A 17694-nucleotide genomic window follows, 5' to 3' on the forward strand; every position below is an offset into this window, starting at 1 on the left:
AAAAAGAAAATCAGATATTCACTAAGAATAATTCCTGATAATTATTATATTAGCTATCTACATTTACAGGCGAGTAAATTAGGCGGTGATTAGATTCGACAACTCGTCGGATCGAAGTTCGATCCAACCAGCACATTGGGATCGGCTATGGGAGTACGAAGGTGCTCCCTTTTTTTATGCTTCAACTCTGACTTTTTGGGGTTCTATTAATGATGCTCCAATACAGGCCAATTTCTTTAACCATTTTTGTAAAATCTTCAAATTCGATTGGCTTCACTACGTAGCTATTAGCTCCGTATTGGTAGCACTCTTTTAGATCCTTATCATGACTTGAGGAGGTCATTACTACAAAGGGCACGTCTTTTAACTGATCTTTATCCTTAATAGCCTTTAGGACTTCTAACCCGCTTACCTTGGGCATTTTTAAATCCATTAGTACTAATTGAGGTTTGGGAGGGTGGCTGTTTTCAGCATATTTTCCAGTGCTGTTGAAGTAATCAATCGCCTCTTCGCCATCTTTGAGCCAGACAATTTCATTAGAAATGTTTGAGTTTTTTAACGTACGAATCGTAAGCTCTGCATCATCTTCATTGTCCTCCACTAATACTATTCTGATGTCACTCATTTGATGATTTTTTTAGTTTAACATAAAAAGATGCGCCCTTATCCACTTGACCTTCACCCCATATTTCCCCATCCATTTTTTCCACTATCCGCTTACTTAAAGCCAGGCCTATGCCATTGCCTTCAAACTCATGTATGTGATGAAGGCGTTCAAATACCTGAAAAAGCTTTTCAGAAAACTTCATATCAAATCCTGCTCCATTATCCTCAACTTTTGTTACTACATAGTCACCCTCAGGATAGGAGGAGATTTCTACTTTTTGGTTTTCTACCTTGGCGCTATATTTTAGTGCATTTGAAATTAAATTTACAAATACTTGTTTGATTAAAGACGAATCACCCAGAACATGTGGAATGCCTGAAACTTTTATTATTGATTTTTCATCTGGAAATAACTCTTCAATGATTTGCTTGACCAGCATCTCGATGTTCACAGCTTGGCGAACGGGCTCGATCTTGCCTAATCGACTGAATTCAAGCAAGTCATCAATGAGCTGACCCATTTTATCACTGTTCACAATAATCCGATCGATATAATGTGAATTTTTTTCAACGGCATTTTCTCCACTCAAATCTTCCTTCAATATTTTCGAAAAATTATTAATGGCTCTGATTGGTGCCCGCAGATCATGGGCTACAGAGTATGTAAATCCTTCCAGTTCATTGTTAATCGCAATCAACTCATCATTTAGGTTTATGATTCTTTCTTCATTTTTTTTGAACTCGGTAATATTTTGGAAGACGATAATAAATTCATTTTTAGCCGGGGAGGCACAATGGATATCAAACCACATATCCAACGATTCAGAATGCTCGACAAAATTATTTGCCTTGCCTTTTACTGCAACCTCCGAAAACCGCGTCAGCCACTGTGCGTTATCTTCCACCGTTTCCGGAAATACTTCGCTATATCTTTTTCCGATCACCTGGTCTTTCCGCTCTAATCCAAAACCCAGCAGAAATGACTTGTTTACGTTTAGATACACCCAATCTTTAGGTTGGTTGTTTTCACTCATAATGAGCTCGCAATGAGCAAATGATAGGGGTAAGTTATATAGTGCATTTATCTCAATTTCGGATCTGTCCAGCCTGCGTTCCACATATCCGATTTTTCCTATTCCCATGTCCACGAAGAAGGCCATGAACACCAATGATGCTGAAGCCATTATCCGATTGGTTTGAGGGATGTACATTTCAATGCCAACGTCAGGTGACAGTGCATACCCAATCCATGTAAGTAAAAGACATAGCGTTGCAACGATCCATAAGTGTTTTCTTTTCTTTGAATAGTAGCAAAGTGCCACAGGAACGACGTAAGGGATACCGCCTGCAACCCCTAGCGGAAGCTTAATTTCAATGGAATAAATGAAAATAGCTAAGGAAATGCCGATCAGAAGCCAAATATTTGGTTTGATTAGGTGACTCAATGAAACGCCAGCTAGCCGCATTGGTATGATTCGTTACCAGAAATAGGAAGTTGTTGTCATTCTTATCTCTGTTATAATCCATTCTAAATCTATGAATTATTATCCATAATCAAATAGTAAAACCTAGGAGAACCTTTTTAATTCAGTTTAAATTCAAGTTTTAACTCTTCTCTTGAAGGGGTTCGCTCGGTACCCTCCAGGTCAAATGCATAGTGTGGAGTGTTGCCACAGACATCCTCCAGACGCGGATCTATGAGCATTTCCAATGTTTCAGAATCATCCAATTGCCATAGAAGGCGGAATTTTTCCGGGCTGTCGAACTCCACTCGGGATGGTAATATTTGACCGCTTTCACCCCTAATGAAAAGCATACGCTTAGCTAATGGTTGATCCAATGGGTGGTCGGTGACAACATGTAAAACACCAACGTTTTTACGCTCAGCTCTCAGTGCCCAGCTATTGATGTTCATGGCACGCTCCAGGGGATTGGTGGCATTGATGGTTTGAGTGAATGCCGATTTTAAAGGCTCTCCACTGGCTCCTTTCCATTCCTTACTGATTTTGAGTGTATAGCTATTGCCCGCTTTTAATACATCACCTAAAGCCGTATTTGGGCCAACACCTTGCTTCACTCTCCCTGGATGAAGTAGCAGCGTGAGGCGTGTGTGGTTAATGTTCCATAGCCCTTCAGGAATAATTACAAATGGGTCTACCAGTTCATTTCCGTTTTTGTCTACGATCGTGATATAATCATACGGGTTTTGCAGGCTCATGGGCGATGAAAAATATACATAGAATCGAAGCAGGTTTGCCGGAACTTCTTCCAGTCTCGGAATAAAAGAGATGACTTCCGGTTGAGAAGTTTCAGGAGGCTCAAATGAAGCAATATCTGTAAATTCTGCTTCCTCTGTAATATTTTCTTCAAGCAGGGCATTTAGTTTAGGGTACGAGAAAGTGACCAAATACTGAACCTTAGGATCTGGTAAAAATTTGGGTTTAAAAGAGAGGTGATTGTCAGCAATGCTGTAAGTGCCTAAGACGGCCGGGGCGCCCTGACCTGTCTGTACATAAAAGAATGATGACCATTCGCTGAAGCTAAAGTTTTCTTTTTCAATCAACCTTACTATTTCCTCAGGAACCAGTCGTGTAGTTATCTTTCCATAGTCAGGTGTATTAGGTAACGTTTTAGCAGTAAAAAAACTTTGACCAAGTGCAGTGCTTGATTGCAGGAAAAAATAAAGGAGACACAGTGGGCCTCCCTTTTTGATTATTCTTTTCATATTAATCACGGATAAAGCCATTCTTTAGATAGTGAAGTTAATGCAAGCTTTCCGTTTGGTAGCCGCTGAGTTGATAGAATGTACTTAGTGTTGAAATCTGCAAGTTGCTGTACGCCATTACCGGAACGTGGAGTATAATTTACCCCGGCAAGGTATCCTTGCACCTCTTCAGTGATTTCACCTTTAAAATCTGCCACATCCTGCGGGTCAAATAGTAATAAAGGAAGCGCGCTATTAGACATCAGGATATAGTCCTTTCCGTTGTTTTGGTACAGCACCATATCTATCGGGAAGTTGCCCGAACCAAATTCAGCAACTGTCCTTCCCTTTACATGCTCCCCATCTTTTAGCTTACTCGCTTCGATGGTGACAAGGGGCGTACACAGGTATGCGGCCAACAGATGCTTTTGATTATTTATTTCATAAGGGAGAAAAGCCCTGACTGGTGATGCGGTTTCCCATTTTCCATGAGCCCCATGAAAAATTTCAAGTGTGTTGGCTTTCACATCTTTAGTGAATGGGTAACTGGCAGTCCACATGGCAGAACGAAATTCCTCATTGGATAATCCTGCCACATATACCTTATCTCCATCAAATGCAATGTCTGTAATAGCATCACTTCGTAGTGTTGCTCCTTTTTTCCATCTGTGCTCAATGTCTGGTGAAACCGGATTCGGAATCTCGACTTTAGAATAATTGACGTCCTCCAAACTTGCCTCAGACATATCACCAGAGGGAGTGATTTTGATAAGAATAATTGCATCTACCAAATCATTCGGTGTTTCCCATCGGGAGGTCCACTTGGCACGACCTCTTGACACACTCAGGTATACGTTTTGAGAAATGGAATTAACAGCCATATCATGCACCATGATGTTGTCTGCTGTAGTACCTAGCAATCCAGCAAGCTTATCTTCCAGATCGGGGATATTTAGCTGTTCTTCGTTATTGCTCTTTTGATTGTCTCCCAGGTCTACGGCATAGATGGCACCTCCTTTAGAATCGCCGATAAAAAGAATACCATCCTGGTTAAACGCTAGTACCGACATGGAAACAATGTCAGGTGTACCTTTTTTCATTCCCGGGTCAATGGCCATTGAGGTCAAAGCCATTAAACCGATGGTGAGGCTTAAAAATGTTTTTTGCATGATTAAATCATTTAAAGTGAGATAGTTATCAACGGATAAAATGATCGAGTGTTTTTGGATAAAAAAGAAAGCCCATCAACTATAAAGTTGATAGGCCTTCCGGTCATGTTGGTGATGAATCAGTTAATGTCCTCACCTTTTTTGAGTTTTTCAATGTTCTGATCAATGATCGGAGGGTTTAATGTATCCCCTGCCGGTACATTAGCTTTCGCTAATTGCATGTACTTCAATGCCTGCTTGTAATTTCCCAATGAGGAGTAGCCTCTCGCAAGCCCATAATTAGTAGGCCATGAACCATCGTTTGTTTTGTGATTGTATTTAAAGACTTCAAGCGCTTTGTCTTTTTGTCCTGCCGCTATTAATTGACGAGCATACCCATGAATGGCAAAAGCGGTAGCTCCGGGGAGTTTGATTGCCTCATCCATTACAACTTGTGCTTCTTCAGTTTTTCCGGCTGCAATTAACACAGCGCCTTTGGCAGACATGGTGGCCCAGTTTTTCTGACCGAAGAAAGGTGCATTGATGGCTTGGTCAGCCCATGCGATTGCCTGCTCATGCGCTCCCACACTGGATGCATATCTGGCTGCTGCGCTGTAGTTTGTTGCAGTGAATCCGGCCTGATTATTAAGCTCTGCCGTGAGCTGCTTTATGTGTGCACCTACCGGATCTGCAAGCTCGATGTTGATTGGAAGCTTCTTATCACCCCAGATCAAAGCAACGGTTGCTGAGGTAGGCTGTCGGTCAATGAATTCATAGGTGAGCCATTCATGGAAGCCTGCATCTTCAGCTTCTACTTCTACGCTGAGTGCATCATTTTCAGGCTTGTAGAAAAAGCTACCCCAATGATTGTTGTCTTTAGAGAAAATCACGGTCCATGCACCTTCTTCAGCCGGAGCTACGAAGAAACCATATTTTCCTGCAGGAAGATCTTTTCCTTCAATTTTTACATCGTGCGAAAAGGTGAATGTCGTATTTTGATCTGCACCTGCTCGCCATGGTGATGGATTATCTGCGGTGCTCAATCCAAAGCCCAGATTATTGAATCCGTAGGGTACCACACCGCCATAGATGGTTCTGCCTCGGGCTCCAGGACTGCTGTATTCAATAGCTACATAGCCAACACCTCCAATGTGCTGTTTCACAAAGGAACGTTGACTCCCTCCACCAGGAGGAGTGCTCAATTGTGCTAACCCCATAAAGCTGAGAAGCGATAGCATTAGCATACCAAAAAATCTTTTGCTTTTGTTCATAGTGCTTGAGAGTTGGTTTTTCAATAATTGAAAACGCCTGATGATCTGATGGCCTTTTTATTTTCTATCAGGGGATTATTTTGTAGATGAATGGTTATCATTGAGTAGTCAACTAATCGGTTTATGAGGGATTTAAAAGATCAGCTAGTCGGACTAGACCCCAATTTCAGGTATCGGGGACTTAACCAAACACGTATTGAAACATTCAGTGATGCGGTGTTTGCGGTTGCATTCACTTTGGTGGTGTTGTCTTCAGCCGTACCGGAAACTTTCACTGAGCTTAGAGCAGCTATTTATGACATCATTCCTTCTTTTATATGTATTGTATTGATCGTAGTGATCTGGTATCAGCATTATGTATACTTTCTGAGATACGGATTGCAAAACACAAAAACAGTCTCGATCAATACCTTCTTACTATTTCTCTTGCTGATCTATGTGTATCCTTTAAAGTTTTTAGCCCGTTTTCTGGTGGAGCTATATGGTGGTTTAATATTTGGGAGGCCGGATAATTTCATGAACGATTTTGGAGGCCAGATGAATAGCGATAATATGACACTTCTGATGACAGCCTATGGAGCTGGAGCCACGATGATATTCGTTGCAATGACCTGGCTCTACCGCGAGGCATACAAGAAAAGAGAAGAACTGGATCTGAATGAATATGAGACGTTTACCACGAAGGTAAGCCTGTGGCAAAATTTACTAATGAGTGCCATTCCGTTTCTTTCAACCATTATTGCTTTCTTTCATCCGTTTGGTCATGGAGCCATGAATTTCGGAATTGCAGGGTTTACATACATGTTATACCCCCCAGTCATGATCACTTTTGGTTACCGTGTGAAGAAGAAATCTCAAAAACTATTCGGGTAGCTCATTTACCATTTTTCGGGTATTGGCTTTCAGACCTAGAATAGAGAACTTTAATTCTCACCTACTCACTATGCTATGAAAAGAAAATATGCAGACCTGCATTGCCATCCTCATTCGCGTGCTTTTCATTGGATGAGGCATACCAAAAATGAAAAGAATCCAGGTAAATACAACCCGTGGAACGTTGTGCTGAGCAACTTTAAAAAACAGGAAAAGGGAAAACGAGCCTTTAGCTATTCTCAGTGTGACCCGGTGAAGCTTTGGAATGGTGAAACAAAACTGGTTTTTGCCTCCCTCTATCCTTTTGAAAAAGGATTTTATAAAGGCGGGCAAATCGATCAAAACAAACTGATCCGTATTCTGGATGTTTTATCCACCTCCGGATTAGGATTTCTAAATCCTGTTAAATGGTTTCAGGCCATTTTCGCTTTCATTACTGGGGCACCTACCATTCTGAAGATTGCACGTGCATTTCTCCAATCACTTTTGATGCGCATGCCCATCAGGCGAATCAAATTTTTCATATCCAAAGATTACGATTACTATGAAGAGCTCATTCGCGAGCGTGACTTTCTACTCAGCAAGAGTGGAGAAAGAATGCGTAACTGGATTTACATTCCCGGCATCCGAAGACTGTGGAAACGGACAAGCAAGCTGCGAAAGAACTATCCAGAGTCCCTGGATGCGACTGGAAAATATGTGGTATGTGAGGACTACAATCAGGTCAAATCCACATTAGATAACGATGAGATAGCTATGGTGCTAACCATCGAAGGGATGCATGCACTGGGCACAGACACCCATCTGGATAAATTAACCGATCGAATCATGGAATTGAAACTGTGGCCCAAACCGATCTTTTTTGTCACGTTTGCCCATCATTTCAATAACTATCTGGGCGGTCATGCGCATAGCATGCCAGACGCATTGAGGATACTATCAGATCAAACAGATGGGATGAATGAAGGGATGCAACCAGAGGGGGAAGAGGCAGTCAGGCTTCTATTGGGATTAAATGAACAGCTGGATCGTGACCAGGCCTTAGGGCGCAGAATTTTAATTGACCTAAAGCATACCGCCGCAAAGTCACGAAAATGGTTTTATGAAAACATCGTTGCTAAATGCATTTCCAAAGGAGATACCATTCCGGTCATCCTGAGTCATGTAGGCTACAGTGGCTGGGACACCCTGGATCAGACCATCGAATATGCAAGTAGGGAAAATGACTTTGATGAAAAGGATGGATTTTACCCTTGGAACATCAATGCCTGCGGAGAGGATGTGGTCTGGGCAGCTAAAACAGGAGGACTGATTGGGATCTGCTTTGACCAGCGCATCCTGGGTGACAAGAAGGATAAGGTCAACAGTATTGACCTGATCTGGAAGAACCTGAAAGCGATGGTAGATACAATACTAAACACGGATCAACTGTCAGCCGATCAAAAAGCGAAGTGCTGGAGCTACTTTACACTAGGTACTGATTTTGAGGGATACATAGATCCAACACAGGATTATGGTAACTCACTTTTATTTGATGATTTCGAAAAAGACCTGAAGGAAAAGCTAAAGACCTTGCACGAAATTGATGGTGCCAACTATCATCTTCCAAACGAGCAAGCGGTGGAGCAAGCTGCAAGAGGGATTTGCTTTGAAAATGCACATCAATTCCTTAAACATCATTTCTAGCATTCGATGGATGAGCGATTTGGTTCGGTGAATTCCAGTGGTTTTTGATAGATTACCCTTTTTAGGGTATTGATTTTCAGGCACATAGCAAGCGATCTTTGATATATCATTTCTAAACACACATTGCTATGAAAAAGATTACACGAATTGTATTTGTTGCTATTGCTCTCATTTTGGCTTTATTCGGATACAAAAAAGTAAAGGTCAATAAAAGCTAAATCACATTATCATTTGATAATTTTTAGTTAGCGGAATTACGTTTATTTGAAATATCCACTTAAGTTCTTCTAATAGTACCATTATTTCAGCAGAATACCCCTAACTAGGTATTGTTTTTAGTCAACGGGTTGGTGACCTTTATCTACACAACTAACCAACTCACTCATGCCTCCGATAAAGAAAATATTATCTATCGACGGAGGGGGGATACGAGGGATTATTCCAGGGCAAGTCCTGGTGGAGATAGAAAAAGCATTTGGTGTTCAGGTTGCAAGCGAATTTGACCTGGTAGCTGGAACCAGCACAGGTGGGATTTTGGCTTGCGCCTTTCTGCTGCCCGATGCTTCTGAACCGACCAAACCGAAATTCTCAGCCGAGGAGGTCGTGGGCCTCTACTTTGAGCGTGGAGACAAAATCTTCGATGTTCCCTTTTTTCATAAGATCCGATCAGTGGCCGGCATTCTGGATGAAAAGTATCCGGCCAAAGGAATTGAGAATGCCCTAAACGATTATTTTGCTGCAGCCTGGCTGAAAGACTTGCTCAAACCCTGCGTCATTACCACGTACGATATTGAAAACCGAAAGGGTCACTTCTTTGGTCAGCACAAAGCGAAAGGCGATCCGGACTACAACTTTCGTGTGAAAGATGTGGCTCGTGCCACCTCTGCAGCACCTACCTATTTTGAATGCGAGCGTGTGACCTCTGAGGCAGGCAACTCCTTTGCCTTGATTGATGGTGGAGTGTTTGTAAATAATCCTTCGCTTGTGGCATACGCAGAGGGTAGAACCATCTTCAAAGACAATGGCGATGAAGCCACCGCAAAGGACATGAAAATCCTATCCATTGGTACAGGACATAATCGTAAATCCTACAAATATTCCAAAGCGAAAAACTGGGGTATGGCAGAATGGGTGCAGCCCGTGATCGACATTATGATGTCCGGATCTGCGGATGTTGCTCACTACCAGTTGGACAAGATCTATGGCACAATTGACAACCCCAAGCAATACCTCAGAATAGATAATGACCTGGATCCGGACGCCACCGGCATAGACCCGGACATGGACTGTGCTACACAGGAAAACATGGCCAAGCTCAAGGAGTTTGGACAGCAGCTTTTTGAAGAGAATAAAGGGAAGATTGAGGAGTGGTTGGGGATATGAAAAGAAAGTTTTAAGATGAAAAATTGTCCAAAATGTCGAAATAAAATAGAATTAAAAAGTAACTATTGTTCTAGCTGTGGCCATTCATTCAATTTAGATTATGATGAGTTTGAAATGGGCAAAATATATGCTTTAAATTCAATAAAATCTGATTTTTTAAAATGGATAGGTGGAATCTCCATAATATTGACGGTGTTAGGTTTTTTTGGAATTAATGAATTGATAGACTCAAAAGTTACTGAAGTTGTGGAGCAAAAGTTGAATCTTGAACTGAATAGATTAAAAAGTGATATAGATGCGAATAAAGCCTCTTTAACAAACTCTACGATTGAGCTGTATAAGACTTTAGCTCAGACCAAGATCAACTCCGAGGAGTTACAAATGCTAATCAATAAGAATAAGGTTAAATCTCACACGCTTGAAAATTCTGCTAAAGAGTTAGAAATGATTTTGCAATCTTCGTTTTCAGAATCCAATCAGCTTAGACAAATCATTAATGAAAATGAGTCAAAAACTAAGCAACTAGAAGAAAGCTTGGTATCTACTATAAAAACAAAAGAAGCTTTAGATAATGTTCTGTTTTCAGAAAATACATTAACAATTTTCAGTAAGCTTCAATATGATTTTTTTACTATCAAATCGTTTAAAGTAAAAATTGTTGTTAGAGTTTCTAATCTCTATAAAGACTCTCTTTACTTACACCTGTTAAATCCGAGAGTTGACATAGAGAATCCTTCTGACACAACTAACTGGTCAGGATTAGAGCTCTCTTACTTGGATAACTCCGCCACATCAATTTCTGATGAATATTATACTGATTATAATTTGAAGATGGAGTTATTTAGGCCGTTCGAAGAAAAATATATTGGAAGTCAGATGGATTTACTTAATGGTATCAAAGAGATAAAAATTTCTTTCAGAGAACCTATTAATCCTAATGAATTTGAGGGTGAGCAAGAATTTGAAAGCTATAAATCCATGGTTATTGACTTTGTCAATACGCAAATATCATATATTCATGAAATTCGGGCTGAGATATCTCTTAATGATTACCCGATGTGGACTTATTTAATTCCTAATAGTGAACTAGTGTTGGATTCTACTACTGAACTATTTGAACCATTTCAGGGAGACTCAGAAATCATGACTTACTCAAGAAGCATAAATACTGGAGAAGACTTTTCTAATGTTAGAGATAAGTATAAGAATAAGATAGAAATACTATTACCAGATTTTAATTAAGAGCTTTTATAAGTAGTTCAACCAACTTCCCCACATCCTCCTCAACAATCGCCTGGTCATGCAGGGATTGGTACAGAAATCCCTGCTCCTCCATGTGATCAAAGAAGGCAATGAAGTGATCGTAATAGCCATTGGTGTTGAGGAATGCGCATGGTTTGTTGTGATAGCCGATCTGTGCCCAGGTCATCACCTCGGTCATTTCTTCCAATGTGCCTACGCCTCCGGGTAAAGCAATAAACCCATCAGAAAGATCGGCCATCAAAGCTTTGCGTTCGTGCATGTCTTTTACCCGGTACAGTTTAGTTATGCCCGTATGGGCCACTTCCATTTCATAAAGCTTATCCGGGATCACACCGGTGATGGTGCCATTGTTTTCCAGTACGGTCTCAGCTACCACACCCATTAGTCCCACATCTCCACCGCCATACACAATCTCGATTCCTTTTTCCACCAATGCTTCAGTCAGCTCCCGGGCGGCTTGCTCATAGGCCGGGTCATTGCCCATTTTGGATCCACAGAAAATGGCGATACGTTTCATGGAGTAAAAATAGTGATTGGTTATTATAGACCTCAGGCTAAGTGGAACCTGTTTTCGCTCTGTTGTCATTCTGGAAGAATCTCTGGAGATCGAAGCACAGAAGTTCATAGATCCTTTGCAGGATGACATTGAGACGAGCTTAGCCTGAGGTCCATTGCTTAACGGAATGCTGGCTGTAGAGAGTTGTTGATCTTGCTTTTCTGAACCTGATTGGCGTATTACCAGTTAATGATTAAAATATAAAATCGGTATGTCAGCAATCAAACAAATCAAGCCGCTAGGCTTTCCATGGGAGACACAGGATCCCTTTCTTTTTTGTGTGTACCATCGAGATCTTTTTCCAAAAGGAAATGACGAGATGGGTCCTGATCCGGAGCATCTGAAGGGAAGAATGATCGGGCAGGATTTTACCATCAAAGATGGCTGGCGCATGTATCATGGTCAGCGTGTGCCGGGTTTTCCTCAACACCCACACCGGGGCTTTGAGACGATCACTGTGGTGCCGGAAGGATTAGTGGATCACTCAGACTCCATGGGAGCGACCGGACGATTTGGACAGGGAGATGTGCAGTGGATGACCGCCGGGAAAGGCGTGCTGCATTCCGAGATGTTTCCGTTGGTGAATGCTGATAAAGACAATCCACTTTTGCTTTTCCAGATCTGGCTTAATCTGCCACGACGAAGCAAGTTTGTGGAGCCTCATTACAAAACGTTATGGGCAGAAGACATTCCGATTCATAAAACCGATGATGCGGAAGTAACGATTATCGCCGGTGATTTTAATGAAACCAAATCGCTGGACACTACTCCAGATTCCTGGGCAGCTGATCCCGAAAATGGTGTAGCGGTCTGGCTAATTAAGATCAAATCAAATGGTCAACTGGAATTACCGATAGCAGACAAGGAAGTCAATCGATCCATCTATTTCTATAAAGGCGACACACTGGATATAGATGGTCAAACCTTGACTGAGCAGCAGGGAGCTGACCTGCATGCCGATCAAAAAGTGGTACTGAAAAATGGAAGCGAAGAAGCACATTTGCTTTTACTCCAGGGAAAACCGATTGGAGAACCAGTCGTGCAGCAGGGACCGTTTGTGATGAACAGCCAGGAAGAAATCTATGATACTATTCGCGAGTATCAGCGCACTCAGTTTGGCGGCTGGCCCTGGCCAAAAGATGAGTTTGTGCACCCTAGAGACAAAGGTCGCTTCGCACTCCATGCCGATGGAAGGGAAGAGGTAAAAAGCTGATTCCATTTTATCCGATAAAAATCCACCAGAGAAATACTGCCAACAATTACTAATAATTTTAGTATTACTAAAATAAGTAGCTAAATTTACGGTATGGAGCGGTCAATTCTTCACATGGATTTGGACACGTTTTTCGTGTCTGTAGAGCGGTTGAGAGACAGTCGGCTGGAGAAAAAACCCATTCTGATCGGGGGATCCAGCGACCGAGGGGTGGTGGCAGCCTGCAGCTACGAGGCGCGCAAGTTTGGCATCCATTCGGCCATGCCGATGAAGCTGGCCATGCAGCTGTGTCCGGAGGCAATTGTGATCAAAGGAAGTCATGCGGATTACACCAAATTTTCCAATGACGTTACAGAGATCATCAGCGAGCATGTGCCGGTGTTCGAGAAGACCTCCATCGATGAGTTCTATGCGGACCTGTCGGGGATGGATCGGTTTTTTGGATGCTACAAAATGGCCAGTGAGCTTAGGGAAAAGGTGATCAAGGAGACGAGGCTTCCAATTTCGTTTGGTTTATCAATCAACAAGACGGTTTCCAAAGTAGCTACCGGAGAAGCCAAACCAAACAACAAGTTATGGATAGAAACGGGCAGGGAGCGAAATTTTCTAGCTCCTCTTCCTGTCAACAAAATTCCCATGATTGGGGATAAAACCCACCAGACCTTGATTGGTCTGGGAGTGCGGTTGGTACAAACCCTTCAGGAGATGCCGCGTGATTTGCTGGCACAGATCTTTGGCAAAAATGGGATTGCGATGTGGGAGAAAGCAAACGGGATTGATAATTCCCCGGTGATCCCATATTCGGAGCGAAAGTCGATCTCTACTGAGCGCACCTTCGATCAGGATACGACGGATGTGGTGAGGCTTAGGGAAATCATATTGGCTATGACCGAGCACCTGGCGTTTCAGCTTCGATCGGAAAATAAGCTCACCTCATGTGTGGCGGTGAAGATCCGGTATGCCGATTTCAACACCTACACACAGCAGGTCAGAGTGCCATATACATCTGCGGATCATATCCTGATCCCACGGATTTTGGAGCTGTTCGATAAGCTCTACGATCGACGTTTGCGGGTACGGCTGGTAGGTGTGCGGTTTAGCAGCCTGGTGCATGGCAACTATCAAATCAACTTGTTTGAAGACACGGGTGAGATCATCAACCTCTACCAGGCAGTGGATAAGATGCGATTGAAGCATGGAGATCGGTCTGTCGTGCGAGCGAAGACAGTTGGCGTGAAAGCGCTGCGAACGTTCAACCCGTTTAAGGGTGATTTGCGGATTTCGAAGAAAGCAGGCTGAAAATGGACGAAACAGTATCCCCCGCTGGCGGGGGTAGGGGGTGGATTTAATGAACTAATTGAATAAATAATGAAATTATCTAGCCGAAACAACTACGGATACAACAAAGCTTTAAAGCCTAATGCCAAGAGGTTAAGAAAGGAAATGACCAAAGCAGAAGCTTGCCTTTGGAAATATGTTCTTAGAGCAGGAGGTGTCATGGGATTCACTTTCCGACGGCAAAGACCTGTGCTGGATTACATAGCTGATTTTATGTGCAAGGATTTAATGCTCATCATCGAAGTTGATGGAGTTACGCACAGTTATGAAGAGGTTGCTGAGAGAGACCATAAGAAGCAGCAACGATTGGAGCAGGCTGGTTTTAAAGTTCTTCGATTTTCTGATGAAGCAGTTTTAACCCAAGTTAATTGTGTGACTCGAGCGATAGAGGATAAGGTGATGGAAATTATACGTCAGAATGATATTTCCCTACCAAAGCCTAGAAGCAGGAGGTTGAGATCATGATTGTTTTCTCACCAATTAAGATGATTCAAATATGATTTTTGACTTTCAAAAAACTGTCTTTATAAGAGTCCTCCCTCTAGCTCCCTCCAAAGGGAGAGATTTAAGGTGTTTTTTGAAATCCAAAAATCAGGCCATAGTATCCCCCGCTGGCGGGGGTAGGGGGTGGATTAAAGACTAATCATGTACCTCAACACACATTCATATTACAGCTTTAAGTACGGCACGCTCTCCGTGGAGGAACTGCTGGCTCAGGCAAAAGCTTTCGGCATCAATGAGCTGGCATTGACGGATATCAATGTGACTGCCGGATCGCTCAACTTTGTTCGTCTGGCAAAGGAGCAGGAGATCAAGCCTGTCCTCGGAATTGATTTCCGAAATGGCAATGAGCAGAAATTTGTGGGGATTGCAAAAAACAACGAGGGGTTTCGGGAGCTGAATGAATACCTCTCCGAGCATCTTCATGAGGGAAATTATTTCCCGGATCGAGCACCTGAGTTTGAGCATGCATTTGTTATTTATCCGTTTCGATTTGATTTTGACTGGTCACTTAAATCCCATGAATTTTTAGGTGTGCGTCCTCGTGACATGGTCAGGTTCTCCATGACCGGATGGAGTAAAAAGCTGGATAAACTGGTGGTGCTGCAGACTGTTTCTTTCCGTGAGGACAAAGTGAGCTTCAATATGCATCGCCTACTTCGGGCGATGGATCAAAATACGCTGTTGAGTAAACTTTCAAAATCTGATGAAGGACACCCGGATGATGTGATGTATCCGTTGGGAAAGTTGCTGGAATGCTATCGTGATTATCCCGAGATTATCGTAAATACCAAGCGGCTATTTGACCGGTGTGCAATCGATTTTGAGTTTGGAAATTTTGAGCGGCACCAAAACATCAAAACGTATACCGGATCGGATGAGGAGGACTGGGAGCTATTGGTACAGCTTTGTGAGAAGGGACTCCCGTATAGATACGGGGATCACCCGAAACCGGAAATTCATGAACGGCTTAAAAAAGAACTCGATCTGATAAAGACGAAGGGGTTTATTTCCTACTTTCTGGTGAACTGGGACATCCTAAAGTATGCCCGAAGCAAGGGGTATTATTATGTTGGGCGTGGCAGTGGTGCTAACAGTATCGTGGCATACCTGCTTAGAATCACGGATGTAGATCCGGTTGATCTGGATCTTTACTTTGAGCGTTTCATCAACCTGTTTCGCCAGAACCCACCGGACTTTGATATTGACTTTTCGTGGAAGGATCGGGATGATATCACCCGCTACATTTTTGAACGGTTCGGGCAGTCTGAAAAGGGTCTGAAAGTGGCTTTACTTGCTACCTACAGCACCTTTCAGCATCGGGCAGTGATGCGGGAGTTGGGAAAAGTATTTGGTCTGCCTGGCTATGAAATCGAAAAAATCGCTGCGGAGAGTGATCAGTCCAAACTGGATCACATCGGTCGTTTGATTCACCGGTACAGTGAGCGACTGAAGGATTTTCCAAGCCACCTGAGCATCCATGCAGGAGGCATCCTCATTTCGGATAAGCCCATTCATTATTTCACCGCCACCAGCCTTCCACCAAAGGGATATCCGCTCACCCATTTTGATATGATCATTGCAGAAGATGTGGGGCTTTACAAGTTTGACATCCTGAGTCAGCGGGGGTTGGGTAAGATCAAGGATACACTGGAAGTGATTGCTAAAAACTGCCCGGATGTCCCACCGATCGATATCCATGATTTCAAGCGATTCAAAAATGATCCCGTCATCCGGGAGCGATTAATGCAAGCAGATGCTATCGGGTGTTTTTACATTGAGTCTCCTGCCATGCGAATGCTGTTGAAAAAGCTGCAGGTGCAGGAGTACATGGGACTGGTGGCCGCCAGCTCGATCATCCGTCCGGGGGTGGCCAAGTCCGGGATGATGCGGGAGTACATTCTTCGCTATCGCTACCCAGAGCGAAGGAAGGAAGCACATCCGGTGCTGTGGGACATTATGCCCGACACCTACGGGGTGATGGTGTACCAGGAGGATGTGATCAAGGTGGCACACTATTTTGCTAAGCTGACGCTGGGTGAGGCGGATGTATTACGTCGGGGAATGTCCGGGAAGTACCGATCCAGGGATGAATTTCAGAAAGCGCGGGACCGGTATTTTGAAAACTGTAAAGATTTGGGCCACCCGTATGAGCTGGCGGCTGATGTGTGGCGACAGATCGAAAGCTTTGCCGGTTATGCGTTTGCCAAGGGGCACTCAGCATCTTATGCGGTGGAGAGCTACCAGGCACTATTTCTCAAAACTTACTTTCCGTTGGAGTACATGGTGGCGGTGATCAACAATGGAGGAGGCTTTTACCGGGTGGAGTTTTATGTGCATGAGGCACGCATGCAAGGGGCAGAAATTGAGGCGCCCTGTGTGAATCATAGCGAAGGATTGACGGTCATTTTAGGCAAGACCATTTACCTTGGGATGGGCATGGTGAAAGGTCTGAATACGGAGGTGATTGAAAAAATACTGAAGGAACGGGCGGTTAATGGGCAGTACCTGGATCTGGACGATTTCATTGAGCGGGTGGATATTTCGCTGGAGCAAATCAAGCTGCTGGTGAGAGTGGGAGCGTTACGTTTTTGTGGATTGACCAAAAAAGAAATCTTGTGGCAAGTACATTTCATTTTAGGTTCCGGAGTGGATCGGGATAAAAACCAGTTATTTCAGGCACCCATAAAGTCCTGGAAGCTGCCAAACCTAGATGAAGATCCTAGAGAGCATGCCTTTGATGAAATGGATCTGCTGGGCTTCCCGCTGTGCAATCCTTTCGATCTGTTGGAGACGGATGAGCGAGGCATCCTTTCTCGTCAACTGCCTGACTTTCTGGGGAAAAATGTGACGATGCTGGGCTACCTGGTAGCAGTTAAGCATACAGGTACATCGAACGGTAAGCGGATGAATTTCGGAACGTTTGTAGACCGGGAAGGCCGGTTTATTGATACGGTACATTTTCCTCCTTCAGCTGCTGCCTGGCCGTTTCGAGGACAGGGTGTGTATCGTTTACAGGGCAAGGTCGTGGAGGAGTTTGACTTCTTTAGTTTGGAAGTAAGTAAGATGGAAAAGTTACAATATGTGAATATGGAGCAGGAGTTGTTGTCCCAGGGAGTGAATTTTCAATCCATAAGAAAGTAGTACTAACT

At 43.2% G+C, this 17694-nt stretch carries 14 protein-coding genes; 8 read left to right on the forward strand and 6 right to left on the reverse strand.

Translation table 11 applies throughout. The features are described from left to right. Nucleotides 1-181: 181 nt before the first annotated feature. The 5 genes from ACXAH9_RS11420 to ACXAH9_RS11440 all read right to left on the reverse strand — a co-directional run bounded on the left by ACXAH9_RS11420 (nucleotide 182) and on the right by ACXAH9_RS11440 (nucleotide 5729). Entirely contained in the window at nucleotides 182-625 is a 444-nt protein-coding gene (locus ACXAH9_RS11420; RefSeq protein ID WP_474894995.1) for a response regulator, read from the reverse strand. Then, nucleotides 618-2072 carry a sensor histidine kinase gene (locus tag ACXAH9_RS11425; RefSeq protein WP_474894996.1) on the reverse strand — a complete coding sequence of 485 codons (1455 nt, stop codon included), beginning with the start codon at nucleotides 2070-2072 and terminating at the stop codon, nucleotides 618-620. The genes ACXAH9_RS11420 and ACXAH9_RS11425 overlap by 8 nt, the downstream gene beginning before the upstream one ends. A gap of 116 nt (nucleotides 2073-2188) precedes the next feature. Next, complete coding sequence (locus ACXAH9_RS11430; RefSeq protein WP_474894997.1) at nucleotides 2189-3331, reverse strand: hypothetical protein; 1143 nt, start codon at nucleotides 3329-3331, stop codon at nucleotides 2189-2191. 5 nt (nucleotides 3332-3336) lie between these two features. Further along, nucleotides 3337-4479 (reverse strand): hypothetical protein, encoded by a 1143-nt coding sequence (locus ACXAH9_RS11435; RefSeq protein ID WP_474894998.1) that lies wholly within the window; start codon nucleotides 4477-4479, stop codon nucleotides 3337-3339. A gap of 119 nt (nucleotides 4480-4598) precedes the next feature. Continuing rightward, nucleotides 4599-5729: a DUF2911 domain-containing protein gene (locus ACXAH9_RS11440; protein ID WP_474894999.1), complete on the reverse strand. Its 1131-nt coding sequence runs from the start codon at nucleotides 5727-5729 to the stop codon at nucleotides 4599-4601. Between the two features lie 123 nt (nucleotides 5730-5852). Here ACXAH9_RS11440 and ACXAH9_RS11445 point away from each other — a divergent pair, with 123 nt between their 5' ends. The 4 genes from ACXAH9_RS11445 to ACXAH9_RS11460 all read left to right on the forward strand — a co-directional run bounded on the left by ACXAH9_RS11445 (nucleotide 5853) and on the right by ACXAH9_RS11460 (nucleotide 10913). Further along, entirely contained in the window at nucleotides 5853-6602 is a 750-nt protein-coding gene (locus ACXAH9_RS11445; protein ID WP_474895000.1) for a TMEM175 family protein, read from the forward strand. A gap of 75 nt (nucleotides 6603-6677) precedes the next feature. Continuing rightward, on the forward strand, nucleotides 6678-8288 hold the full coding sequence (locus tag ACXAH9_RS11450; RefSeq protein ID WP_474895001.1) for an amidohydrolase family protein: 1611 nt from the start codon (nucleotides 6678-6680) through the stop codon (nucleotides 8286-8288). 384 nt (nucleotides 8289-8672) lie between these two features. After that, nucleotides 8673-9671, forward strand: coding sequence for a CBASS cGAMP-activated phospholipase (locus ACXAH9_RS11455; protein ID WP_474895002.1), 999 nt, complete (start codon nucleotides 8673-8675; stop codon nucleotides 9669-9671). Between the two features lie 15 nt (nucleotides 9672-9686). Further along, entirely contained in the window at nucleotides 9687-10913 is a 1227-nt protein-coding gene (locus tag ACXAH9_RS11460; RefSeq protein WP_474895003.1) for a hypothetical protein, read from the forward strand. Here the strand turns inward: ACXAH9_RS11460 and ACXAH9_RS11465 are convergent. After that, entirely contained in the window at nucleotides 10906-11580 is a 675-nt protein-coding gene (locus ACXAH9_RS11465; RefSeq protein WP_474895004.1) for an LOG family protein, read from the reverse strand. The genes ACXAH9_RS11460 and ACXAH9_RS11465 overlap by 8 nt on opposite strands. Before the next feature lie 121 nt (nucleotides 11581-11701). Between ACXAH9_RS11465 and ACXAH9_RS11470 the strand changes: the two genes are divergently transcribed. The 4 genes from ACXAH9_RS11470 to ACXAH9_RS11485 all read left to right on the forward strand — a co-directional run bounded on the left by ACXAH9_RS11470 (nucleotide 11702) and on the right by ACXAH9_RS11485 (nucleotide 17686). Beyond that, nucleotides 11702-12703, forward strand: coding sequence for a pirin family protein (locus ACXAH9_RS11470; RefSeq protein ID WP_474895005.1), 1002 nt, complete (start codon nucleotides 11702-11704; stop codon nucleotides 12701-12703). A 93-nt stretch (nucleotides 12704-12796) separates the two neighbouring features. Then, nucleotides 12797-14002: a DNA polymerase IV gene (dinB, locus tag ACXAH9_RS11475; protein WP_474895006.1), complete on the forward strand. Its 1206-nt coding sequence runs from the start codon at nucleotides 12797-12799 to the stop codon at nucleotides 14000-14002. A 69-nt stretch (nucleotides 14003-14071) separates the two neighbouring features. Then, on the forward strand, nucleotides 14072-14506 hold the full coding sequence (locus tag ACXAH9_RS11480; RefSeq protein WP_474895007.1) for an endonuclease domain-containing protein: 435 nt from the start codon (nucleotides 14072-14074) through the stop codon (nucleotides 14504-14506). A 180-nt stretch (nucleotides 14507-14686) separates the two neighbouring features. Further along, nucleotides 14687-17686, forward strand: a complete 3000-nt coding sequence (locus tag ACXAH9_RS11485; RefSeq protein WP_474895008.1) for a DNA polymerase III subunit alpha — start codon at nucleotides 14687-14689, stop codon at nucleotides 17684-17686. Nucleotides 17687-17694 lie beyond the last annotated feature (8 nt).

This window comes from Ekhidna sp. ABH4_415, from assembly GCF_056161305.1.